Source organism: Citrobacter sp. ABFQG (genome assembly GCF_004322975.1).
In the GTDB taxonomy this organism is placed as follows: Bacteria; Pseudomonadota; Gammaproteobacteria; order Enterobacterales; family Enterobacteriaceae; genus Citrobacter; species Citrobacter freundii.
In genome coordinates this window covers 62170-85340 of sequence record NZ_CP036435.1, presented here as the reverse complement: position 1 = coordinate 85340, position 23171 = coordinate 62170, and the positions used below count along the sequence as shown (strand labels likewise).

At 47.0% G+C, this 23171-nt stretch carries 20 protein-coding genes and 1 other RNA gene; 12 read left to right on the top strand and 9 right to left on the bottom strand.

Annotation, left to right across the window (positions count from 1 at the left end; translation table 11 throughout):
• Positions 1-9: 9 nt before the first annotated feature.
• From WN16_RS00390 to garD, 6 genes are all read right to left on the bottom strand, one after another.
• Positions 10-1266, bottom strand: coding sequence for a Gfo/Idh/MocA family oxidoreductase (locus WN16_RS00390; RefSeq protein WP_003840006.1), 1257 nt, complete (start codon positions 1264-1266; stop codon positions 10-12).
• A gap of 36 nt (positions 1267-1302) precedes the next feature.
• Complete coding sequence (ugpC, locus tag WN16_RS00385) at positions 1303-2409, bottom strand: sn-glycerol-3-phosphate ABC transporter ATP-binding protein UgpC (RefSeq protein WP_044701301.1); 1107 nt, start codon at positions 2407-2409, stop codon at positions 1303-1305.
• Positions 2410-2420: 11 nt separating this feature from the next.
• Positions 2421-3245, bottom strand: a complete 825-nt coding sequence (locus WN16_RS00380; RefSeq protein WP_003024907.1) for a carbohydrate ABC transporter permease — start codon at positions 3243-3245, stop codon at positions 2421-2423.
• Between the two features lie 10 nt (positions 3246-3255).
• Positions 3256-4200 (bottom strand): sugar ABC transporter permease, encoded by a 945-nt coding sequence (locus WN16_RS00375; RefSeq protein WP_003840012.1) that lies wholly within the window; start codon positions 4198-4200, stop codon positions 3256-3258.
• A 78-nt stretch (positions 4201-4278) separates the two neighbouring features.
• On the bottom strand, positions 4279-5538 hold the full coding sequence (locus tag WN16_RS00370; RefSeq protein WP_044701300.1) for a sugar ABC transporter substrate-binding protein: 1260 nt from the start codon (positions 5536-5538) through the stop codon (positions 4279-4281).
• 355 nt (positions 5539-5893) lie between these two features.
• Positions 5894-7465: a galactarate dehydratase gene (gene garD / locus WN16_RS00365; protein ID WP_044701298.1), complete on the bottom strand. Its 1572-nt coding sequence runs from the start codon at positions 7463-7465 to the stop codon at positions 5894-5896.
• 403 nt (positions 7466-7868) lie between these two features.
• Here garD and garP point away from each other — a divergent pair, with 403 nt between their 5' ends.
• The 7 genes from garP (at position 7869) to WN16_RS00330 (ending at position 15298) form a co-directional block, all read left to right on the top strand.
• A complete protein-coding gene (garP, locus tag WN16_RS00360; RefSeq protein WP_003024898.1) occupies positions 7869-9203 on the top strand; it encodes a galactarate/glucarate/glycerate transporter GarP in 1335 nt (444 codons plus the stop codon).
• Positions 9204-9218: 15 nt separating this feature from the next.
• Positions 9219-9989, top strand: a complete 771-nt coding sequence (gene garL / locus WN16_RS00355) for a 2-dehydro-3-deoxyglucarate aldolase (RefSeq protein ID WP_003840018.1) — start codon at positions 9219-9221, stop codon at positions 9987-9989.
• Positions 9990-10019: 30 nt separating this feature from the next.
• Complete coding sequence (garR, locus tag WN16_RS00350; RefSeq protein WP_044701295.1) at positions 10020-10910, top strand: 2-hydroxy-3-oxopropionate reductase; 891 nt, start codon at positions 10020-10022, stop codon at positions 10908-10910.
• Between the two features lie 65 nt (positions 10911-10975).
• Positions 10976-12121: a glycerate 2-kinase gene (gene garK / locus WN16_RS00345; RefSeq protein ID WP_044701293.1), complete on the top strand. Its 1146-nt coding sequence runs from the start codon at positions 10976-10978 to the stop codon at positions 12119-12121.
• Between the two features lie 32 nt (positions 12122-12153).
• Positions 12154-12530: RNase P RNA component class A (gene rnpB, locus WN16_RS00340), an RNA gene on the top strand.
• A gap of 289 nt (positions 12531-12819) precedes the next feature.
• Entirely contained in the window at positions 12820-14214 is a 1395-nt protein-coding gene (locus tag WN16_RS00335) for a tyrosine-type recombinase/integrase (RefSeq protein ID WP_224771327.1), read from the top strand.
• A 385-nt stretch (positions 14215-14599) separates the two neighbouring features.
• Positions 14600-15298, top strand: coding sequence for an inovirus-type Gp2 protein (locus tag WN16_RS00330; RefSeq protein ID WP_044701292.1), 699 nt, complete (start codon positions 14600-14602; stop codon positions 15296-15298).
• A gap of 306 nt (positions 15299-15604) precedes the next feature.
• Here the strand turns inward: WN16_RS00330 and WN16_RS00325 are convergent, their stop codons facing one another.
• Positions 15605-16183 carry a recombinase family protein gene (locus WN16_RS00325; RefSeq protein ID WP_044701290.1) on the bottom strand — a complete coding sequence of 193 codons (579 nt, stop codon included), beginning with the start codon at positions 16181-16183 and terminating at the stop codon, positions 15605-15607.
• Between the two features lie 441 nt (positions 16184-16624).
• Between WN16_RS00325 and WN16_RS00320 the strand changes: the two genes are divergently transcribed.
• Both WN16_RS00320 and WN16_RS00315 read left to right on the top strand, forming a co-directional pair.
• Entirely contained in the window at positions 16625-17896 is a 1272-nt protein-coding gene (locus WN16_RS00320; RefSeq protein WP_000079831.1) for a flagellin FliC, read from the top strand.
• Positions 17897-17965: 69 nt separating this feature from the next.
• Positions 17966-18490, top strand: coding sequence for a phase 1 flagellin transcriptional repressor (locus WN16_RS00315; protein WP_001447310.1), 525 nt, complete (start codon positions 17966-17968; stop codon positions 18488-18490).
• A 166-nt stretch (positions 18491-18656) separates the two neighbouring features.
• Here the strand turns inward: WN16_RS00315 and WN16_RS00310 are convergent, their stop codons facing one another.
• Both WN16_RS00310 and WN16_RS00305 read right to left on the bottom strand, forming a co-directional pair.
• Positions 18657-19292 carry a hypothetical protein gene (locus WN16_RS00310; protein ID WP_205883926.1) on the bottom strand — a complete coding sequence of 212 codons (636 nt, stop codon included), beginning with the start codon at positions 19290-19292 and terminating at the stop codon, positions 18657-18659.
• 11 nt (positions 19293-19303) lie between these two features.
• The gene (locus tag WN16_RS00305; protein WP_000717902.1) at positions 19304-19549 is read right to left on the bottom strand and encodes a hypothetical protein; all 246 of its coding nucleotides are present in this window, start codon (positions 19547-19549) and stop codon (positions 19304-19306) included.
• Positions 19550-19738: 189 nt separating this feature from the next.
• Here WN16_RS00305 and WN16_RS24455 point away from each other — a divergent pair, with 189 nt between their 5' ends.
• The 3 genes from WN16_RS24455 to tdcB all read left to right on the top strand — a co-directional run bounded on the left by WN16_RS24455 (position 19739) and on the right by tdcB (position 23169).
• Positions 19739-19948 carry a hypothetical protein gene (locus WN16_RS24455; protein ID WP_016151030.1) on the top strand — a complete coding sequence of 70 codons (210 nt, stop codon included), beginning with the start codon at positions 19739-19741 and terminating at the stop codon, positions 19946-19948.
• Between the two features lie 1194 nt (positions 19949-21142).
• Positions 21143-22081 carry a transcriptional regulator TdcA gene (gene tdcA, locus WN16_RS00295; RefSeq protein WP_003024882.1) on the top strand — a complete coding sequence of 313 codons (939 nt, stop codon included), beginning with the start codon at positions 21143-21145 and terminating at the stop codon, positions 22079-22081.
• 98 nt (positions 22082-22179) lie between these two features.
• On the top strand, positions 22180-23169 hold the full coding sequence (gene tdcB, locus WN16_RS00290) for a bifunctional threonine ammonia-lyase/L-serine ammonia-lyase TdcB (protein WP_003024877.1): 990 nt from the start codon (positions 22180-22182) through the stop codon (positions 23167-23169).
• Positions 23170-23171 lie beyond the last annotated feature (2 nt).

The following is a 23171-nucleotide window of genomic DNA, read 5'->3' as shown; positions in this document are numbered from 1 at the left end:
CCTCCGGCTTCACAGCGTAACCAGACTGTTTTCCTTGCGAGCGCGTTCTGCGGCAAAGACCATTAAGTGACTTTCCAGTGACTCATCCGGGCCAGAAAGGATCATATTTTGATCGTTGGCCATCACTGCATGGATAAAGCGATCCATCAGGTAGTAATCGCCACCACCATGTCCCCCCATCTGGGTTTGTGTTCCAGCGGCGATCTCCTCGATCTGATGCACAGTTTCTTTGTCTGTCAGGAAATCAAACACCCGGATCTGCTCGCCATCACCTTCCAGATAACCTCTGGTGCCAAACAGGCGCGTTTTTCGATCTTCCATTTTGGTAAACGCGGTCATGGTAAAGGTCACTGTCTGCTGGTGGGCAAAACGTAAGTTAACAACCTGATGATCCACCACATCATTATCACAACGATAAACGCAGCGACCATAAGGCCCATCGCGCAGCGCCTGGCGGACATTTTCTTCGCTGGGATCTGCAGTCAGCACCCGACGGAAGTGGGGAGTGCATTTGTGGTTTTCACCCAGATAAATTTTGCAGGCAGACCAGGGGCAGGTTGCTTCAACCTGACAATCAAGGCAGCGGTCGGCGGCGCCAGCAGGCTGATTCTCTTTCACAAAGTGGCTCAGGCTGCCAAATGATCCTACGTCCTTGCAGTTGTCGCCCATGATGTAGCGGATCCAGTCCAAATCATGACAGGATTTCTGTAATAACATAAATGACGATTCTGCTTCATTGCGCCAGTTACCACGTACAAACGAGTGCGCCTGATGCCAGTAACCTACGGGTTCGAGATGCTGCATGCTGACAATATCGCCAATTACGCCATCATCAAGCAGTGATTTCAGCTTTTGCGTATAGCGGGTGTACCGCAGGACGTGCGCGACGGCCAGTAATACGTTGTTGCGTTTAACCGCATCAATAATGATCCGGCAATCTTCTGGCGTAGGGGCGAGCGGTTTTTCCAGCAGAATGTGATAGCCGAGATTGGCAAACGCCACGGCAGGATCTTTGTGCATATTATCCTGTGTGCAAATAAGTACTACGTCGGCCATTTTGGGTTGGGCCGCAGCCTCTTGCCAGTCGCAAAATACGTTATTTGGAGCAATCTTATGCTGTGCGACAAACTGCTGGCGATACGCCTCTCTGGGCTCAGCAACGCCTACTACCTGCATTCTGTCTGGATGTTCAAGCGCATAGCGAGCATATATTTCTCCGCGCGCACCAGCCCCTACCACTAATACGGTCACTTTATTCGCACACATATAAACCTCTCATTTTTCACTTAGCCTGAATAACGGTCAGGCCAAATTTTCTTCATGTTTTTTATCAAACAAAAAGGCGGCTTCCAGATTAAATTTCACTTTGATAGATTCGCCGGGAAGAGGGGCCCAGTCGGGTGAAGAGTTAATACGTAAGATCATATGTTGCTCACCAATATTAAAATGCAGAAGGTCTTCGTTGCCCATCCTTTCTACGTTGGTAATGTGCGCATCGAACGCAGAGACGTCATGCTGCGAGGCTAACTGAATGGCCTCTGACCGGATGCCGAACCAGACGCTGGAGTGCGGGTATTGCTCCAGTAGGTTACTCAAGCGTGTATTTAATGGCAGGATTAAATTTTCAGCCAGGCGCAGACCACGAGTGCCGGGTTCAATATCAAGCAGCATAATATTCATTGCCGGATTACCAATAAAACCAGCAACAAATTTATTCCTGGGGTGATGGTAGATATTTCCTGGGGTATCCACCTGCATAATACGACCGCCATTAAGGACGCAAATCCTGTCTCCCATCGTCATTGCTTCAATCTGATCGTGCGTGACGTACACCATGGTTGCGCTCACGCCTTCTTGACGCAGTTGTCGATGCAGTTCTGTCAGCCGCACGCGCATTGAAACACGCAGCTTTGCATCCAGGTTGGAAAGCGGCTCATCAAACAAAAAAACGTCTGGCTTACGCACGATGGCCCTGCCAACGGCAACGCGCTGACATTGACCGCCCGAAAGTTGGCCGGGCTTTTTATCGAGTAATGTCTCTATTTCCAGCTTGTGTGCAGCTTCCCGTACGCGGATATCAATCTCTTCTTTGCTCATTTTCCCTAACAGACTGAATGCCATATTTTTATAAATCGTCATGTGGGGATAGAGGGCATAATTCTGGAAGACCATGGCAACGCCTCGCTCCTTTGGTAGCAGGTCGTTGACGCACTTCTCTCCGATTGCGATATGACCATGAGTGATATCTTCCAGACCTGCAATCATGCGCAGCAGCGTTGATTTGGCGCAGCCTGATGGCCCGACAAACACCATGAATTCGCCATCGTGGATTTCAAGATCAACGCCATGGATCGCCTGAAAGCCATTGGGATAGACTTTGCTTACTGCCTGTAATTGAATACCTGACATAACACTGCCCCTTATCCTTTAATTCCGGCACCAGCGATGCCGCGAATAAAATAGCGCTGGAAGAAGATATAAAGTAACAACATCGGGATAATCGCCAGCAATGCGCCCGCCATTAACATCGGATATTCCACGCCTGAGCGTCCGGAAAGTGAGGCTAACCCCACCGGTAATGTCATTTTATCCATGGAGGTGTTGACGATCAGCGGCCACATTAAGTTATTCCAGCTCCACAATCCGTTAATAATGACGCAGGCAATCAGCCCTGGTTTAATTAATGGCAGCATAATTTTGAAGAAAATAGTCAGATGGTTATACCCATCCATAATGGCTGCCTCTTCCAGTTCTTTAGGTACTGACAGAAAAAACTGACGCAATAAAAAGGCGCTATATATGCTGAATAAACCCGGTAGCACCAGTCCAGGAATTGAGTTCAGCAAACCGATTTTTTCAACGGTTAAAAACTGTGGGATTAAAAAGATCTGACCGGGCACCATCAGAATTGAAATACACAGCATAAACAGGACATCTCGCCCTTTAAAACGCAGTCGGGAGAAACCGTACGCTGCCATTGCCGCAATCAGCGTCTGCAAAATGACGATGACCAGCGTGGAGACGATCGAGTTAAAGTAAAAGCTACCAAAAGGCATTTCATGCAAGATTTTACCGTAAGCCTGAAACCCTGGGTTGGCAGGTAGCAGGATCGGCGGAAAGGCGATGCTTTCTGCCTGGGTTTTAAAAGAGGTGATGATCATCCAGATGAAGGGAACCACAGTTACCAGCGTCGCGAGGATCATCAAGCCGTAAATTAGCCATTTTTCACGTTTAGTCATGAACATCGTGGTTGCCTCACTGTGCTTTAAGTCGTTTACCAATCCATATTTGCAGCAGCGTCAGGACCATCGTGATAACGAAAATCACCACGGCGATCGCTGAGGCATACCCTTTTTCATGGTAGATAAAGGCGTATTTATAGAAGAGATAGGCGATAGTCATCGTCTGATCGTCCACCATGGATGAACTGCCAAACAGCAGATAAACCACATCGAAAATTTGCAGCGTTTCGATAAAAGAGATCACCAGTACGAAAAACAGCGTGGGGATCATTAGCGGTAAGGTAATAGACCAGAACCCACGCAATTTGCTGATGCCATCCAGCGACATCGCTTCATAAATTTGTTTGGGGATCCCCTGTAATCCAGCGAGCAGAATGATCATCTTCAGCGCAATAGCCGACCAGATGATAACCAACGAGGCGCTCAGGCGGACGACATCGGGATCGGATAACCAACCGATGGCCGGAAGATCGAAAAAGGCCAGGATCTGATTAATTAAGCCGAAGTTTCGGTTCATCAACCACTGCCAGACCATAGCAATGGCCGCAGGCATAGTGACAGCGGGCAGAAATAATAGCGTGCGAAACAACCACTGACCGCGAATCGCCTGATTCAGGCCAATTGCGAGCAGTAATGACAAAACGGTGATTATCGGTACGCAAATAAAAACATAGGCCAAGGTGTTATATATTGCTGAACGAAACTCATCATCGCTGAATAAATTAATATAGTTATCTAAGCTGATCGTCGTCCAGATCTGAAACTCGCCCAGGTCGGTGAAACTATAAAAAACGTTTTGGAAGAATGGAGTAAAGTAAAAAACAATTAACCCCGCCAGTAACGGCATAATCATTATCCATCCCCAGAAGCGTTCTTCTTTTTCCAGCTTGGTCAGGGATTTTTTTTGCGCCTCTCTGGCCGGTAATTGTGGGGATGCAGCTTCATCTGAATAGCTCATACAGACTCCGGGATGCTCACTGTGCAACCAAAATATATTGCGCGGGCGAAAGCGAGAGGGAGCATGGCTCCCTCAGGATTATTTCTGCATTTCTCGTTCAACGCGTTTAGCAACACCAGGCATGACTTTCTCTGGGTCAGTACCCGTCCACACTTTTTTCAAGCCATCATTCAGGATGCTATTCCACTTAGCGGTATTGGAGCCTGCGGTTGGATATTTATGTGAGAAAGCCAACGAATCGATATAGGCTGAAACATCAATATCCTTAAAGCCTTCAGCCCACTCTTTGGCCACTTTTTGGTTAGCCGGGATCACGACTTTTCCCGTCGCCAGAGTCTGCTGCGCATGCTCAGAGCTCATGAATTCAATGAACTTCCACGCCGCATCTTTATGCTGACTTTTGGCTGACATAGCAAATGCCAGACTATGGGATACACCTGCCTGCTCTGCCATTTTTGGCATTGGCACTACGCCGATGTGATCCTTAATCAGCTCATTTTGAGAGAAGGGTAATGCCCACCATGAGCCTGCGTAGACCATGGCTACCCGGTTTGACTGGAAGACGTCTGAGGCTTCCATCTCGCCTGGCGGTTGGATTAGTCCCGCGTTCAGCATGCCTTGAACATCGCGATAGACGGCGATAGCTTTGTCATTGGCAACATCCGTTTTGCCCTCAGGTAGTACAATCTTATCCCCGGCCTGTAATAGCAGGTTAAAGTAACTATCCTGTCCGCTGCTGAATTCCATTGCCAGTGGATAAGACTGTTTATCCAGCCCTTTACGCAACTGCTCTGATTTTTGTTTTAAATCGTCCCATGTCCAGTTTTTATCGGGATAGCTCACACCAGCCTGATCGAACATTTTTTTATTGTACCAGACGGCAATTGCATCAATATCCCTTGGGATGGCATATTGTTGCGACTGGTATTGGTAGGCATCGACTGAGCTTTTAACAAAATCATCCAGTTTCGGCGCTGATTTATCTTTCAGATAATTACTCAGTGGTTCCAGCATGCCATTTTTCACATATTGCTGGAAATTAGGCATGTTCATCCAGAATACATCCGGTGCTACATTTCCACCGACTGCTGAACTGAGTTTGATAAAATACTGGTCATAAGGAGTTAGTTCAATTTCGACCTTAATTCCGGGGTTGTCTTTTTCAAATTCATTAACGAGCTGTTGTTCGCCAGGGAGTTGATTGCGGTCCCATAACGTGTAGCGTAATTTAACAGGCTTTGCGTCCGACTGGCCTTCAGCACTCGCGAAGACAGGAGTTGCCAGTAAACAGGAAATAAGACAAGCCAATGCGACATTATTTTTATTCAGGGTATACATAACTTCCCTCTTTATTCAGGTCAGAATGCTTATGAGGTAAATTACAGCAGCCTATGAATAATCTGTTTTACACCGGAGAAAGTCAAAGCAGTAAAAAAGAGGGGATTATCGCATTAAAACAAGGTCGTCTTTCGGTAGGTTTCTCTTTTATCAAAACGAAAATATAACGTAAAACAATGGTGGTATTATTTCTTTTAATTTCATATCGTTAGGTTCATTTGGCAGGTTTGAATCGAAAAAAACAGATGTTTAAAAAAACCTCTTAAAATGCGAACGTTATCACTTTATTTGTTGAAGCATCGACATTAAAAACGGGGACAAATCCCCGTTTTTTCGTTGGCTTTCGTTTCGATAATCAGGTCACTGGCGCCGGGTTAAACACCGCCAGCTGGTTATGCAGTCCCCACTGATCTGAGAAGGTTTTCTTACGTCCGCTGGCGACGTCGAGAATAAACTCGAACAGTTTCAGACCCACGTCTTCAATGGTTTCTTCTCCGGTAGCGATGGTACCGGCGTTGATGTCCATCAGGTCAAACCAACGATTGGCCAGCTCAGTACGCGTCGCCATTTTTATCACCGGCACGGCCATCAGGCCGTACGGCGTACCGCGACCGGTGGTAAAGACTTGTACTGTGATCCCGGAAGCAACCTGTTGCGTACCGCAGACAAAATCGCTGGCGGGGGTGGCAGCGTAAATCAGGCCACGTTTGGTTGGACGCTGGCCCGGCGACAAGACTTCGACAATCGCGCTCTTGCCCGACTTCGCAATAGAACCCAGTGCTTTTTCCACCACGTTTGCCAGACCGCCTTTCTTGTTGCCCGGTGATGGGTTGGCGCTCCGGTCAGTCTTGCCCATATCCAGGTAGTTATCGTACCAGGCCATCTCTTCGAGCAGGCGTTTACCCACCTCTTCGTTAATCGCGCGCGGGGTCAGAAGGTGGATGGCATCGCGCACTTCGGTGACTTCGGAGAACATCACGGTGGCGCCGCAGCGCACTAACAGGTCGGAAGCATAACCTACCGCTGGATTGGCCGTCACGCCGGAAAACGCATCGCTGCCGCCGCACTGCATGCCGACCACCAGTTCTGATGCCGGGCAGGTTTCACGCTGGCGCTGATTGAGCTTTGCCAGATGGCGTTCGGCCACTTGCAAAATATCGGCAACCATTGATTGAAAGCCGACGTGTTTTTCATCCTGCAGGCTGACGATGCTGGCGCTGTCGACCGGAATGCTTTTTACATCGTGCGTACCTTCCAGCAGGCGCTCTGGCTGCAGTTTTTCACAGCCGAGGCCAATGACCATTACCTCACCGCCAAAGTTAGGGTTCAGCGCAATATTATGAATAGTTCGAATGGGCACGATGGCGGCTGGAGCGTTAATCGCCACGCCGCAACCGTACAGATGATTGAGCCCCACCACACCGTCAACATTCGGGTATTTGGGCAGCAGATCGCGTTCAATGATTTTCACCACATAGTCCACCACGCCCGCCACGCAGTGCACGCTGGTGGAGATGCCGAGCAGATTCTTGGTGCCAACGCTACCGTCAGCATTGCGGTAACCTTCGAAGGTATAACCCTCGAGAGGCGGCAGCGGCTCAGGCACTTTAGTTGCCAACGGCAGCGTCTCCAGCGGCGGAGCCTTGGGCAGCTCAACCATTGATTCATCAATCCAGCTGCCGCGTGGGATGTCGCGAATGGCATAGCCTATCACTTCGCCATAACGCACGATTTCGCCATGAGCAGGAATATCCAATAGCGCCACTTTATGACCCTGGGGAATATGTTCAATGAGTTCCAGTCCGTCCGGAAAACGCGTTCCGGCTTTCAGACCATTGTCATTGACAATTATCGCCACATTATCTGTTTCGTGAACTTTAATATAAAACGCCGTTGGCGATTCTTGTCTAATTTCGATGTCGGCCATTGTCCAGTATTCTCCAACAAGTGGTGATAATAGTGTGGATATTTATATTTTGAATCTCATTTTCAGTAATAAAGATTCGGTATCGTGAAATAAGAATGTCAGGAGTTTATCGTGAAGAATGTGACAATGATCACTTAAACTCAGCAAGACCGCACCAGCAGGGGTAGCAATACGTAAATGTGTGGATTAGCGCCCATGCATGTGTGCATATGCCCAAAACATTATTTCCATAACGCATATTTAATGAGCGCATGCACAATGATTAACGTTGCACTGCTGATTATACTAAATCACGGTTTCATAGCGTCTGATAAATTATTATAAGTTTTTATTATCGGTAATTTATCACCAGGGATATCTGCCAAATAATAATAAAAACTTTTATGTACCCGAGGTAATTAGAATGATACTGGATACAGTTGTCGAGAAAAAGAAAGGTACGCACACCCGTTACTTAATATTGCTAATAATATTTATTGTTACCGCCGTTAACTATGCGGACCGTGCCACGCTATCTATTGCCGGCACGGAAGTGGCGAAAGAGTTGCAGCTCAGTGCCATCTCAATGGGTTACATTTTCTCCGCCTTCGGTTGGGCTTACCTGTTGATGCAAATCCCTGGCGGCTGGCTGCTGGATAAGTTCGGTTCGAAGAAAGTCTACACTTACAGTCTGTTCTTCTGGTCGCTGTTTACTTTTCTGCAGGGTTTTGTCGACATGTTCCCGCTGGCTTGGGCGGGTATTTCAATGTTCATCATGCGCTTTATGCTGGGCTTCTCGGAAGCGCCGTCCTTCCCGGCGAACGCCCGTATTGTGGCGGCCTGGTTCCCGACGAAAGAGCGCGGTACGGCATCTGCGATTTTTAACTCCGCACAATATTTCTCTCTGGCGCTGTTTTCGCCGCTGCTGGGCTGGCTGACCTTTGCCTGGGGCTGGGAGCACGTATTTACCGTGATGGGCGTTATCGGTTTTGTGCTCACCGGCCTGTGGGTAAAGTTTATTCATAACCCAACCGATCACCCGCGTATGTCGCAGGAAGAGCTGAAGTTTATCTCTGAAAACGGCGCGGTCGTGGATATGGACCATAAAAAGCCCGGCGATGTGAAATCAGGTGGTCCTAAACTGCATTATATCAAGCAGTTGCTGACAAACCGCATGATGCTTGGCGTGTTCTTCGGACAGTATTTTATCAACACTATCACCTGGTTTTTCCTTACCTGGTTCCCGATTTACCTGGTACAGGAAAAAGGCATGTCGATCCTGAAAGTCGGTCTGGTGGCGTCGATTCCTGCGCTGTGCGGATTTGCCGGTGGCGTGCTCGGCGGTGTGTTCTCTGATTATCTGATTAAACGTGGCTTCAGCATCACCCTGGCACGTAAGCTGCCGATTGTGCTCGGAATGTTGCTCGCGTCGACCATTATTCTGTGTAACTACACCGATAACACCACTCTGGTGGTTGCGCTGATGGCGCTGGCGTTCTTCGGCAAAGGCTTCGGCGCGCTGGGTTGGCCGGTGATTTCCGATACCGCGCCGAAAGAAATCGTTGGTCTGTGCGGTGGGGTATTTAACGTATTTGGCAACGTAGCCTCTATCGTCACCCCGCTGGTGATTGGTTATCTGGTGAGCGAGCTGCACTCATTTAATGCTGCGCTGATGTTTGTAGGGTGTTCGGCGCTGATGGCAATGGTTTGCTACCTGTTTATTGTCGGTGACATTAAACGTATGGAATTGCAGAAATAAACAAAGGTATAGGCGATGAATAACACGATTTTCCCGAATAAGTTTAAAGCGGCCCTCGCGGCGCAACAGATTCAGATTGGCTGCTGGTCTGCATTGGCCAGCCCAATCAGTACCGAAGTTTTAGGCCTGGCGGGTTTTGACTGGCTGGTACTGGACGGCGAACACGCGCCAAACGATATCTCGACGTTTATCCCGCAATTGATGGCGCTGAAAGGCAGCGCCAGCGCGCCGGTCGTACGCGTGCCGACCAACGAGCCGGTGATTATCAAGCGCCTGCTGGATATTGGGTTTTACAACTTCCTGATCCCGTTCGTTGAGACACAAGAAGAGGCGGTGAACGCCGTGGCGTCGACCCGCTATCCGCCGGAAGGTATTCGCGGCGTGTCCGTCTCCCATCGCGCCAATATGTTTGGCACCGTACCGGACTACTTTGCGCAATCGAATAAGAACATCACCATCATCGTGCAGATCGAAAGTCAGCAGGGCGTTGATAACGTTGACGCCATCGCGGCGACCGAAGGTGTAGACGGTGTCTTCGTCGGCCCAAGCGATCTGGCTGCGGCGCTAGGCCATCTCGGCAATGCGTCACATCCTGATGTGCAGAAAGCTATCCAGCACATTTTTGCCCGCGCGAAAGCACATGGCAAACCAAGCGGAATTCTGGCGCCGGTAGAGGCGGATGCGCGTCGTTATCTGGAATGGGGCGCGACCTTTGTTGCTGTTGGCAGCGACCTTGGCGTGTTCCGTTCAGCCACGCAGAAACTGGCTGATTCTTTTAAGAAATAACCACCATCGACAGTAGAGAGAGATAAAGACATGACAATGAAAGTTGGTTTTATTGGCCTCGGTATTATGGGTAAACCAATGAGTAAAAACCTCCTCAAGGCAGGTTACTCGTTGGTGGTTGCTGACCGTAACCCGGAATCCATTGCGGAAGTCATTGCCGCTGGTGCAGAAACCGCCGCCACGGCGAAAGATATTGCTGAGCAGTGCGACGTGATCATCACCATGTTGCCGAACTCGCCGCATGTTAAGGAAGTGGCGCTGGGTGACGGCGGTATTATTGAAGGGGCGAAACCGGGCACAGTGCTTATCGACATGAGCTCCATTGCACCGTTGGCCAGCCGTGAAATTAGCGACGCGCTGAAAGCGAAAGGCGTGGATATGCTGGATGCGCCGGTCAGCGGCGGCGAGCCAAAAGCGATTGATGGTACGTTGTCGGTAATGGTCGGCGGCGATAAAGCGATTTTCGACAAGTATTACGATCTGCTGAAAGCGATGGCTGGCTCAGTGGTACATACCGGCGACATTGGCGCGGGTAACGTCACTAAGCTGGCGAACCAGGTGATTGTAGCGCTGAACATTGCGGCGATGTCTGAAGCGCTGACGCTGGCGACCAAGGCGGGTGTGAACCCGGATCTGGTGTATCAGGCGATCCGTGGCGGACTGGCCGGAAGCACCGTGCTGGACGCGAAAGCGCCGATGGTCATGGACCGCAACTTTAAGCCAGGTTTCCGTATTGACCTGCATATCAAAGATTTGGCGAATGCGCTGGACACTTCTCATGGGGTCGGCGCGCAGTTGCCGCTGACTGCTGCAGTCATGGAGATGATGCAGGCGCTTCGCGCAGATGGGCTGGGCACCGCCGATCACAGCGCGCTCGCATGCTACTACGAAAAACTGGCGAAAGTGGAAGTCACACGCTAACAAGAAGGGCGCGGATGTGCGCCCTGTATTTCTTGCCTTGCGCGGCACAGTCAGGCTACATAACTATGAAAATCGTAATTGCCCCAGACTCTTATAAAGAAAGTCTATCTGCCACTGAGGTCGCTCAGGCAATAGAAAAAGGATTTCGGGAAATATTTCCCGATGCGCAATATGTTTCAGTTCCGGTGGCCGACGGCGGCGAAGGAACGGTCGAAGCCATGATTGCCGCCACGCAAGGGAGTGAATATTCCGCGTGGGTAACGGGGCCGCTGGGCGAAAAAGTGAATGCCTGCTGGGGCATGTCCGGAGATGGTAAAACTGCGTTTATCGAAATGGCGGCAGCCAGTGGTCTGGCGTTAGTACCTCCTGATAAGCGTAACCCGTTAGTCACCACGTCACGTGGTACCGGGGAATTGATTTTGCAGGCGCTGGATAGCGGGGCGCAGAGCATTATTATCGGCATTGGCGGTAGTGCAACCAACGACGGCGGCGCGGGTATGGTGCAGGCTCTGGGCGCGAAACTTTGCGACGCTAACGGGACAGAGATTGGCTACGGGGGCGGCAGTCTGATGAGCCTCAACAGCATCGACATTTCCGGTTTGGATCCGCGATTAAAAACCTGCTCCATTCGCGTGGCCTGCGATGTGGCCAATCCGCTCACAGGTGATACTGGCGCTTCGCGCATCTTCGGCCCGCAGAAAGGGGCGACGGAAGAACGCATTCTCGAACTGGACCGAAATTTGTCTCACTACGCCGACATCATTAAAAAATCGCTGCGGGTAGACGTGAAGGATGTTCCCGGGGCGGGGGCTGCCGGTGGTATGGGCGCCGCGTTAATGGCATTTTTAGGCGCGGAGCTGCGCAGTGGGATAGAGATTGTGACTCAGGCCCTCAATCTGGAAGAGCATATTCACGACTGTACGCTGGTGGTGACCGGCGAAGGACGCATCGACAGCCAGAGTATTCACGGCAAAGTGCCGGTTGGCGTGGCGAATGTCGCGAAGAAATACCACAAACCGGTAATTGGTATTGGCGGCAGCCTGACGCGCGATGTGGAAGTGGTGCATCAATATGGTATCGATGCGGTGTTTAGCGTATTGACCAGCATCAGCACGCTGGAAGAGGCCTTCCGTGGGGCATTTGATAATATTTATCGCGCCTCAAGAAACATCGCCGCTACGTTGGCGATAGGAATGCGCAGTGCGGGGTGACATTACCCCGCAAACCCTCTATACTGCGCGCCGAAGCTGACCAGACAGTCGCCGCTTCGTCGTCGTCCTCTTCGGGGGAGACGGGCGGAGGGGAGGAAAGTCCGGGCTCCATAGGGCAGGGTGCCAGGTAACGCCTGGGGGGGAAACCCACGACCAGTGCAACAGAGAGCAAACCGCCGATGGCCCACGTAAGTGGGATCAGGTAAGGGTGAAAGGGTGCGGTAAGAGCGCACCGCGCGGCTGGTAACAGTCCGTGGCACGGTAAACTCCACCCGGAGCAAGGCCAAATAGGGGTTCACAAGGTACGGCCCGTACTGAACCCGGGTAGGCTGCTTGAGCCAGTGAGCGATTGCTGGCCTAGATGAATGACTGTCCACGACAGAACCCGGCTTATCGGTCAGCTTCAACTCATTCAAAAACAATACGTTGGTGTGTCTCAGGCCTTAATAGGTGAAAATGTGACACAGACTGTGATACAGACGAGGCACACCAACGGCTGTTCCATCCCGAATATCCTAAAGCGTGGCAACCGTTACAGCCTTCATTTTAGACTGCCTTCAGGCGGTTTCTTTCGTGTGTCGCTGGGCTGCGATTCAGCCAGTAGAGCAAGATTTATATCTTCCCGTCTCTCGATGTTCATTTCTTTTGTAAAATCGTCCAAGATGGATCCAGCCCAACTATTGGACATAGTGCAGAAAATGAAAAAGTTAGAACAAGACGATATTGATCGTTATTTGCTTAAAATTCAGGCAGGTTTTTACGCCGCAGCAAAAAAAATTCCCACAACTGTACGTAGTACCCTGCGAGAATCCGGTTCATTGGCTCGTGAAAAACGTAATGCGTGTGATTTTGGATTACTACTTGATGGAACCTTTAAACAAGATGTTGAACCGCTGTCGACAGATTCAGTCATAGAGCAACTTGGTAGCCAGTTTGATCTTACGGGCATGGAGGATGAAATCGATTATTTGGCCTCAGAGTACGACCTTCTCTTGAGACATTACTGCGATGCACATATAGCCTTTATGGAGCAACGGCATTCTGATTATCGCCAGATCGTTAACTCTATGCGACCTGACAATTATAACGTTTCCATCTCAGAGGATAAGCCTGAAAAACCATTGCCCTCTAAACTGACCCTATCTGAGGCATGGAAAGGTTTTGTAAAATTTAAGTCGGGCTGGACTCCTAAAATTCGGCAGGGGAATGAAAAATACTATGAAGTGATAGAGGCAGTTTTGGGGGCTGACACTCAAGTTTCTGACATTGCTCGACGCGATATTAAAAGCCTGCTTGAGGTAGTTGAAGGTTTACCTCGTCAGAATAAGAAGCCTTATAACCGAATGACTATTGAGCAATGTTTGGACTTGGATGAAGTTCCAGAAGCAGATCTGGTTTCAACCAAAACGGTCAGAGATTATCTGAAGTTGTGTCAGGGACTGTTTTCGACCTACCTGACTAAAGAAGTGGATATTCTTGAATCATCACCGACACTTAATGTCTCGTTCCAAGCTAAAAGCCGCAGCTATGGTTATTACACCGGAGCAGAAATGCGAAAATTGGTATGTCACTTCGCGACTTTGGATGGTTGGAAAAAATGGGTTTTTTTGCTACTGGCATATACTGGCGCTCGTCGCTCTGAAATCGCAAAACTGAAAGTTTCTGATGTGCGGTTGGACGAGGACAGTCAGAGACATTACATAATGATTGGGGATAGTAAAACTGAGGCGGGGATTCGGCAGGTTCCTATCTCACAACGTTTGATCAATATGGGTTTTTTGGATTATTTAGATAGCAAAAAGGCAGATACCAATTTGTTCCCCGAAATCACTAATACAAGTCAGGTAACGCGGCTTTTTCATGCGATACGTGAACAATTGGGTATTGATTATCTTGATGATTATAAAAATAGACGTATTGTGCATAGCTTACGTCACACTTTCGTAACTGAGATTCAGGCAAAGCACACCCTCACACTTGTTCAGCAAACGATAGGTCACGAACATTCAAACCAAGGACAAACCAAGGTTTACACGGGCAAGATGAAAGTTTCGGATTTGCTTCCAGTTGTTGATAGTGTTGACTGGTTTTAGTGATAGTCATTCTAATTCAATGGGTTTGCTGAGCCGTAGCTAAGCGCTTATCGACAGGAAAGCACAATGTCGGGGTATCGCAAAAGCGGAAAAATTGCAGAAGCAAACCTGAAAAATACCGCAGATTAAAATAATCTTTGCACTGCTATTTGTTTTGAGTTATTGTTATTTTGGGTTTCTATATCCCATGTAAACTTTCTTCGAAAAAAATTTATCCATCTTTTTTACCATTAGCCTTTGTCTGATGGGGTTTGTGCTACCCGTAATTGCTTCGTTTTACGGTGGTCAGATGGTAATAACTTATACGTGTGTGCATGTACGCGAGGGTTTGTTTATATAAATAACTTATGGGGGTGTTGTGTCAGAAGGAGGATCTATTCAGTCAATGCTCACACAGGCTACGCCTTACACAACCAAAGTTCATACACACGGGCGTTACAGGGTCATCACAGGTGATGTTTTCATTCATCATGGTTACGCCTACCCGATCAACGCCACCGACCAATCTGGTGTTCGCCTTGATATCCTTACCCCTATAGCAGAACAGCTTGATGCAATACTGTCCATCTACAGCCGGGTTTACTTCTCTCGCTTCGATTTACGCTTACCTGAGAATACCCCAATAGACACAGGCAACAGGTGGGTAAGCGACCTGTTTAAAAAACTACGTGAACGCCTGAGGGCTAAATTAAACAGGCCTGAGGGATTGGCAGAACCGATCCTCAACTTTGCTTATGGCTGGGTACGGGAGCAAGAGAAAGCAAAACAGGTGCATTACCATTGCTGGATTGCCCTCCCGCATCGACAGGTCAGACGCCTTGGGACACCCACAAGTGGCATTGCCGGAAGCATTGTTGAAATCTGGATGGGTCTGACGGGCGGTAAAGCAGCGCTGGTGGAGCTGCCAAAGGCAACGGAAAGATATCCGAATTATTACATTATCGAAAGAAATAAGCCGAAAACGCTCGAGGGGCCTTTTCTGTGGGTATCGTATCTGGCGAAAGAGCGTGGAAAGTATCAGACCGGAAATGGGGATCGGGTCCACTCAACATCAAAATTGAGCAATAAAAACCATAATTGCTAAATCCTTCGTGTAACGCTCTCTACGGCCTTCAAGTTAGGAAGTAGTACCTACGCATTACCCACACTACAAAAAACGCTCACGATAGCGCTCATTGCGTTTAACAATGCCTTCTCTCATATACTACGGCTTGACTTTTAAATATAGCACTCCATCACTATCTTTTCCAGGTGGATTTAAGCTGGTGTGCGGCTCCGCTGGATTTACTGTCGCCGGAATATTTCGGATTAATTGACCCGAAAATAGCCATAATTAAGCCTCACGCGCTGGCAGGGCAGCATCTGAATCTGAGTGAAGACAGGTTAAATCTTACGCCTCTTTGATGTTCCAGTTTCGTTTGATAGTCGGGAGACTTAAATTCAATGCTAACGCCGCTTTGGACTGGCTCAGCCCCTTAGCTCTGGCTTCCTGTACACGCTGAAGGGTATCTGACGCAACCGGACGGCCTAACTTCTTCCCTTCCTTCCTGGCTCTTACTAAACCCTCTTTTGTGCGTTCAATGATGCGGGATTTTTCGAACTCTGCAAACGCAGAAAACATTTGCAGCATCAACTTCCCTTCCGCGCTGGAAAGGTTACGCACAGGCAGATCCAGTGAAACAACATCAATCCCTTTATCTACCAGCATCGTAATGGTTTGCTGCACGTCGATGTTGTCCCTTCCCAGGCGGTCCAGTTTCAATACTACAAGCTGATCCCCAGCCTCCAGTTTATGAGTCACCATATCAGCAAAGCCTTTGCGCTGCATTGCCTGTACTCCCCCTGACACGGTTTCTGATATCACCCTGCTATCATTCACTGCATAGCCAGCCTGACGAATCGCCATAATCTGGTTTTCTGTTGACTGTTCGCTGGTGGACACACGGCAATATGCAAATGTACGGCTCATAATCGCTCCCCTGATTGGTATCAAAAACGGTATCATAATTAACTAATGGTATCATAATGTCAATATGCTAATTTAATGACACCAATTTAAGGTAGGGTTTACTGGTGTTATAAAACGTTCGATTGTTGATACTAACTAGGTTAATGCCATTGACCCGCATGATATTTGTAAAAGATCGAGAGTTATCTTCGGAAGCTTGTGGAACCTGCTTGACCGATCTGGCAATCGCTTAGCAATTTTTTGTGAGATAGCAAAAGAGAGCAAGACTTGATGAAAAAAGTCACATAATTGGTTATGTACTGTTAGCAGCCCTTAGTCTGCTAAAAACCAAATAAAAACAATAGATTGATGAAAATAAAAAAAAGATAAAGTTTAGGCCAAAGTGGTCGATAACTTGAATGACACAGGTAAGCCTGGCTTATACACCAAAAGGAAAATCTTATGGCACAAGTTATCAATACCAACAGCCTGTCGCTGTTGACTCAGAACAACCTGAACAAATCTCAGTCTTCCCTGAGCTCTGCTATCGAGCGTCTGTCCTCTGGTCTGCGCATCAACAGCGCTAAAGACGACGCAGCAGGTCAGGCGATTGCTAACCGCTTTACTTCGAACATCAAAGGTCTGACTCAGGCTTCTCGTAACGCCAATGACGGTATCTCCATCGCACAGACGACTGAAGGTGCACTGAACGAAATCAACAATAATCTGCAGCGTGTACGTGAACTGGCTGTTCAATCTCAGAATGGGACAAACTCTGATTCAGATGTTCAATCCATTCAAGAGGAAATTCAACAACGTTTAGCTGAAATTGACCGGGTTTCTGGTCAAACTCAATTTAACGGCGTTAAGGTATTAACATCAGACTCAAAACTTAGCATCCAAGTTGGCGCTAATGATGGAGAGAAGATTGATATCGATTTGAAGAAAATTGACACAGGTACTCTCGGCTTAGCAAACTTCTCTGTTGATTCAAAATTTGATTCAACAAGCACTAAAACCGTTGCTAATGGCGGTGATATCGTTCTGTCCTCTAAAACTATTAAAGCAGAAATCCAGATTGATAGTCATAGTGCTGATCCAAAAGCGGCAGACGGTTTGTATGCATTGAAGGATGGTACCGGATATGCAGTAAAAGATAAAGACGGTGCATATCACGCTGCTGTTAAAAATGCTGATGGTAAGGTCACTTGGGATTCAAGTGATACTTCTGTGACAGCAACTGATGTTGACCAAACCACAAAGGTTACAGAATTCAAGGAAGTAGATAAAAAGGTTGCAGCAAATACATCTGGACTTGCTGCTAACCAAACATTTAAATCTTACAAAAAAGATAATGGCGAACTTGGATATGTGGTTGAAAACGCTGATGGCACTTTTAACCGTGCTAACGTCGATTCAAAAACGGGTGTTGTTTCTGTAGGAACTAAAATTTCCACAAGCCCTGATGTTTTAGCAACTATCGATAATGCTTTGAAGATTGTTGACTCTCAACGTAGCTCTTTAGGTGCCATCCAGAACCGTTTCGATTCGGCCATCACTAACTTGGGTAACACAGTGAACAACCTGTCTTCTGCACGTAGCCGTATCGAAGACTCCGACTACGCGACCGAAGTGTCTAACATGTCTCGTGCACAGATCCTGCAACAAGCGGGTACTTCTGTTCTGGCACAAGCAAACCAGACGACCCAGAACGTACTGTCTCTTCTGCGTTAATATAGTTTATAGTGCTAAGCCCCGTGATTGCGGGGCTTTTTTATTTAATATGCATTAGGTACAACTGTTATGAATGATATCTCATATGGTCGAGAAGCGGAAAAATGGCCCCGTGAATATTCTATGCTTGCTCGAAGGATACAATTTCTACGATTCAATGATTATCCAGTGAAGCTGGTAAGTGGCAATGGACAATCAATAATTGGTTATATTTCAAAGTTTAACCAGAAAGAAAATATGATCTTGGCATCTGATGAAGCTAAGGGAAGCAATAGGATTGAGGTAAAACTTGAGTTTCTCGCATCACTCGAAGAATTACCGGTTGGCGAAAATTTAACCACAAGACTTATTGCTGCTGATGTTTTTAATGTTCAGCCATGTGATCCAACAAGGAAAGACTTTTTCTCTATCTGCAATAAGTGTTTCAAACAAGGGGTGGGTATAAAAGTACATATGCTAGATGGGCGCATTCTGATAGGGGAAACAACTGGTGTTAATGCTTGTCAAGTTGGAATGATTAGACCTAATGGCAACCATATGCAGATCATGTTTGACTGGGTTAGCAGAATAACCTCTTCAGATTACTCTGATTAAACTTTCATATTATCAGTTGGTTATCAGTGTTTTTAAAAGGATATTTGGTCAAGAGACTGAATAACTAATTCGAAAAATATGGATTCGTTTAGCTGATCTTGCACCTTGTTTTGTTTTCAACATGACGTTACGAAAGGAGGCCGCTAGATGCAGCCCCTGAGATGCGTCACCGGAAATCTTTCTTTGAAAATTTGTACGTTACATCGTCAGAGTCCGCGTGTAACTCTTTCACTGTGAGTTCGTCATCTCGAACCATAAACACCACATTAAATTCAACATTACCAGTGCCCCGCCAACGGTTAGAACTTTGACCTGATTCTTTCCAAATCACGTTGTCATCAGATAATTTACAGTCGAATGAAAAACGCTGGTTATCCGAAGGGCGGATGTATGAAACATTAAACACCCCAGCCGTTTTCGTTTTGGCTACTTGAGTTTTACCCACATTCTTACCAAACATACCTGCAATTGCTGCCCTACAGACTTGAGATTGAGTGAATGGTGTAGTTGATGCTGGCATAAGGTTCACCGACGCAGCTTTCTTTACCTTTACAGCTTCAGGCGCAACAAATGGCTGACTTGTTGGGGCATCGTTGCTAGCTACATCATTCGAGTAATAGGAGTTCCCCGTATTCTCGCTACCTCCGCCACTACATCCTTTATAAATCGCGATCGCGATGATACCTAAAAAAATGAATCCTCTCACGGGAGACTGATATGGTTTTTTAACACCACATCCTGGACACACTTTCGCTTCTGAAGAAACCTTCTGACCACACTCTCTGCAAGACCTCATTGTCATGATACAAGTCCTTAATCATTAACTTCGACGGTATACCGCCCGCCTTTGTCCTTAATTACATACTGATAGACTTCATCGCAGAACACAGTGACTGAGCCACCAAAAGCCGCAGGGAAGACACCATTCACTTTGTCACATTGATAACCAGCATCACGAACAACAGCCTGACTTTCTGATTTCAGTTCAGGCGAGCCATCTTCCGCCAGTACACTATTGCATATACCAAGCCCCAGAAATATCGCAAAAATCTTCTTCAAAACAGTCTCCTTAGCTGGAAAGAGTTAGTACACCATGGGCAAATACATGGATGCATGTTAATTACTTTAATCGATCGAAATTATAAAATCGATCGGTAAAATTGATCATTGTGGTTACTATAATCATCTGAACGAGAGAAGGCTACTAAGTAGCCATGATTGGTGAGCAACGGCATTGAGGGGTTAAAGATGAAAGGTACAGTATTGATATTATGCGGTTTGTTGTTACCGTTTAGCGCTAATGCGGGTCGAATAACGATGAGCAACCCGGAACAGTCAATTACGAAGAGTGGTCGCACTTTGTGCGTCTACTCCAATAGCATTTACACGTTTACCTACGTCACGAAATCGAAACATTGCCCGTACAGCAAAAGCTTCGACACGACTGATAGCGAGTAAATTTCAGGGCTATCGTTGTGATACAAAGTGGGATACAGTCTGTGATACAAGACAACGCAAACGCTACAGATGCCTGACGTATGGTTGATTTTTCCTGACTTATCGGTCAGCTTCACTCTTTATAAAACCCCGCTTCGGCGGGGTTTTTGCTTTCCGGGTAGGCCAGATGAATGACTGTCCACGACGCTATACTCAAAAGAACGCGGCTTATCGGTCAGCTTCACTCTTTATAAAACCCCGCTTCGGCGGGGTTTTTGCTTTCCGTATAGGCCAGATGAATGACTGTCCACGACGCTATGCTCAAAAGAACGCGGCTTATCGGTCAGCTTCACTCTTTATGAAACCCCGCTTTGATGGGTTTTTTGCTTTCTGGGCAGGTTGTTATGCCTGATGGCGCTGCGCTTATCAGGCCTACAGGTATGGCTGGAACGGGTTTTGTAGGCCGGATAAGGTGTTTACACCGCCATCCGGCAGACGTTATACCTGTCGCGTTACGCTTGGTTTAACACGACTCTGGCGTTTATTTTCTCTTCATCTACTCTTTATTTGACCTTTATTTATGCGCTGAACGTCTTTTATTTGAGGGAATGCGTTGTGGGGTATTTTCGTTTTTGTGATGGCTAGCACAAAACGCTGCGCGATACGTTTTTATCGAGAATAATCGAACGCAATCGATCGCCATCACAAAATTACGCGCTAATAAAGTGTACAAAATTAGTGTTAATGTAATGTTGCATATGATGATTATTTGTATTGTCTAGATTGAATTTTAATAAACGCAATGTTTCTTTACAAACAAATATGGCGAAAAAATGTGATGCATGGCGTTATTTAATCACCACAAACGGTAAAATATAATTATATTTGATAAATTACTCATTAAATTTAAGTGTCATTCTGCCCGATAATTGCGCTGTAATTGATTGAAATATAGCCTTTCCTGGTTTTTAGAAATAACAGATAAAATGGCGATGTTATAGCCATAAAAAATCGTTATCCCCCCATCTTTTTTTGATTAAAGTCAGGGTAAAGTGAGATATGTATTTCATATCCATATGATTTATAAGTGGTTTCATTTTTTATAATAGTCTTACAAAATGTAAGTCAAGGGGATTTGTGAGGGGTAGCACATATCCTTGTTTGCTTAATTTGGTACACTTCCTGCCGTCAACAAAGTAATTAACGCAGGTCGATATGAATACTATTACACTCCCTAAAACACAGCACTTAGTGGTCTTTCAGGAAGTCATTAGAAGCGGTTCTATCGGCTCAGCTGCAAAAGAATTAGGTTTAACTCAACCCGCTGTCAGTAAAATCATCAACGATGTTGAGGCTTATTTTGGTATTGAGTTAGTTGTGCGTAAAAATACTGGTGTGACATTGACTCAGGCAGGTCAGGTGATGCTCTCATGGTCTGAATCAATTACCCGTGAAATGAAAAACATGGTTGATGAGATGAACAGCATGACGAGCAATGCGGTCGTTGATGTGTCGTTTGGTTTTCCTTCACTGATTGCCTTCACCATCATGTCCGGCATGATTAAAAAATTCAAAGAGGTATTCCCGAAAGCACAGGTTTCTATGTATGAAGCTCAGCTCTCCTCGTTCTTACCGGCAATCCGTGACGGGCGTCTGGATTTTGCCATCGGTACGCTGAGCGATGAGATGAAACTGCACGATCTGCATGTGGAGCCGCTCTTTGAGTCAGACTTTATCCTGGTTGCCAGCAAGTCCCGAACATGCACCGGCATCACCTCGCTGAGCGCGTTGAAAAACGAACAGTGGGTGTTGCCACAAACGAATATGGGGTACTACAGCGAACTTCTTACCACGTTACAGAATAATGGCATCAGCAGTGAAAACATCGTTAATACTGACTCCGTCGTCACCATTTATAATCTTGTTCTCAATGCTGATTTCTTAACAGTAATTCCCTGCGATATGACCACACCGTTTGGCTCAAACCAGTTTATTACTATCCCGGTACAAGAAACCTTACCCGTCGCGCGTTATGCCGCCGTTTGGTCGAAAAATTATCGAATTAAAAAAGCAGCATCTATTTTGGTGGAATTAGCCAAAGAGTATTCATCATATAATTGTCGGAGACGAAGGCAATTAATTGAAATTGATTAAAGATTGAAATTGTTTTAACAAAAAATAAACGCCATCTGTCTATATCTGACAATGGTCACGGCTATCTATTTACTTTAATACCCTAGTAAGAGGTTCTAATGCACATTACATACGATCTCCCAGTTGCAATTGAAGATATCCTCGAAGCGAAAAAAAGACTGGCGGGGAAAATTTATAAAACGGGAATGCCTCGCTCTAACTATTTTAGTGAACGTTGCAAAGGGGAAATTTTCCTCAAGTTTGAAAACATGCAGCGTACCGGTTCATTTAAAATCCGTGGCGCTTTTAACAAGCTCAGTTCCTTAACAGAAGCAGAAAGAATGAAGGGCGTGGTGGCTTGCTCTGCAGGTAACCATGCGCAAGGGGTTTCTCTCTCCTGCGCCATGCTCGGTATCGACGGCAAAGTGGTAATGCCGAAAGGCGCACCGAAGTCTAAAGTAGCGGCAACCTGCGATTATTCCGCGGAAGTTGTGCTGCATGGCGACAACTTCAACGACACCATCGCTAAGGTTAGCGAGATTGTGGAAACGGAAGGCCGTATCTTTATTCCACCATATGATGACCCGAAAGTTATTGCTGGTCAGGGCACTATTGGTCTGGAAATTCTGGAAGATCTGTACGATGTCGATAACGTGATTGTGCCAATTGGCGGTGGTGGACTGATTGCGGGTATTGCGGTGGCAATTAAATCTATTAACCCGACCATTAAAATTATTGGCGTGCAGTCTGAAAACGTTCACGGCATGGCGGCTTCTTTCCACGCTGGAGAAATAACCACGCACCGAACGACCGGCACCCTGGCGGATGGTTGTGACGTCTCTCGCCCGGGTACTTTAACGTATGAAATCGTTCGTGAGTTGGTGGATGACATTGTCCTGGTCAGCGAAGATGAAATTCGCAACAGCATGGTGGCATTAATTCAGCGAAATAAAGTTGTAACTGAAGGTGCCGGTGCGCTGGCATGCGCAGCATTATTAAGCGGGAAATTAGATAGCTATATCCAGAACAGAAAAACAGTCAGCATTATTTCTGGCGGTAATATCGACCTTTCTCGTGTATCTCAAATTACTGGTTTAGTTGACGCTTAATA

What these genes read in the sequence shown, in the direction of transcription:
- WN16_RS00390 (WP_003840006.1), bottom strand. Translation starts at nt 1,266, where the DNA reads ATGTGTGCGAATAAAGTGACCGTATTAGTGGTAGGGGCTGGTGCGCGC.
- ugpC (WP_044701301.1), bottom strand. Translation starts at nt 2,409, where the DNA reads ATGTCAGGTATTCAATTACAGGCAGTAAGCAAAGTCTATCCCAATGGC.
- WN16_RS00380 (WP_003024907.1), bottom strand. Translation starts at nt 3,245, where the DNA reads ATGTTCATGACTAAACGTGAAAAATGGCTAATTTACGGCTTGATGATC.
- WN16_RS00375 (WP_003840012.1), bottom strand. Translation starts at nt 4,200, where the DNA reads ATGAGCTATTCAGATGAAGCTGCATCCCCACAATTACCGGCCAGAGAG.
- WN16_RS00370 (WP_044701300.1), bottom strand. Translation starts at nt 5,538, where the DNA reads ATGTATACCCTGAATAAAAATAATGTCGCATTGGCTTGTCTTATTTCC.
- garD (WP_044701298.1), bottom strand. Translation starts at nt 7,465, where the DNA reads ATGGCCGACATCGAAATTAGACAAGAATCGCCAACGGCGTTTTATATT.
- garP (WP_003024898.1), top strand. Translation starts at nt 7,869, where the DNA reads ATGATACTGGATACAGTTGTCGAGAAAAAGAAAGGTACGCACACCCGT.
- garL (WP_003840018.1), top strand. Translation starts at nt 9,219, where the DNA reads ATGAATAACACGATTTTCCCGAATAAGTTTAAAGCGGCCCTCGCGGCG.
- garR (WP_044701295.1), top strand. Translation starts at nt 10,020, where the DNA reads ATGACAATGAAAGTTGGTTTTATTGGCCTCGGTATTATGGGTAAACCA.
- garK (WP_044701293.1), top strand. Translation starts at nt 10,976, where the DNA reads ATGAAAATCGTAATTGCCCCAGACTCTTATAAAGAAAGTCTATCTGCC.
- WN16_RS00335 (WP_224771327.1), top strand. Translation starts at nt 12,820, where the DNA reads ATGAAAAAGTTAGAACAAGACGATATTGATCGTTATTTGCTTAAAATT.
- WN16_RS00330 (WP_044701292.1), top strand. Translation starts at nt 14,600, where the DNA reads ATGCTCACACAGGCTACGCCTTACACAACCAAAGTTCATACACACGGG.
- WN16_RS00325 (WP_044701290.1), bottom strand. Translation starts at nt 16,183, where the DNA reads ATGAGCCGTACATTTGCATATTGCCGTGTGTCCACCAGCGAACAGTCA.
- WN16_RS00320 (WP_000079831.1), top strand. Translation starts at nt 16,625, where the DNA reads ATGGCACAAGTTATCAATACCAACAGCCTGTCGCTGTTGACTCAGAAC.
- WN16_RS00315 (WP_001447310.1), top strand. Translation starts at nt 17,966, where the DNA reads ATGAATGATATCTCATATGGTCGAGAAGCGGAAAAATGGCCCCGTGAA.
- WN16_RS00310 (WP_205883926.1), bottom strand. Translation starts at nt 19,292, where the DNA reads ATGACAATGAGGTCTTGCAGAGAGTGTGGTCAGAAGGTTTCTTCAGAA.
- WN16_RS24455 (WP_016151030.1), top strand. Translation starts at nt 19,739, where the DNA reads ATGAAAGGTACAGTATTGATATTATGCGGTTTGTTGTTACCGTTTAGC.
- tdcA (WP_003024882.1), top strand. Translation starts at nt 21,143, where the DNA reads ATGAATACTATTACACTCCCTAAAACACAGCACTTAGTGGTCTTTCAG.
- tdcB (WP_003024877.1), top strand. Translation starts at nt 22,180, where the DNA reads ATGCACATTACATACGATCTCCCAGTTGCAATTGAAGATATCCTCGAA.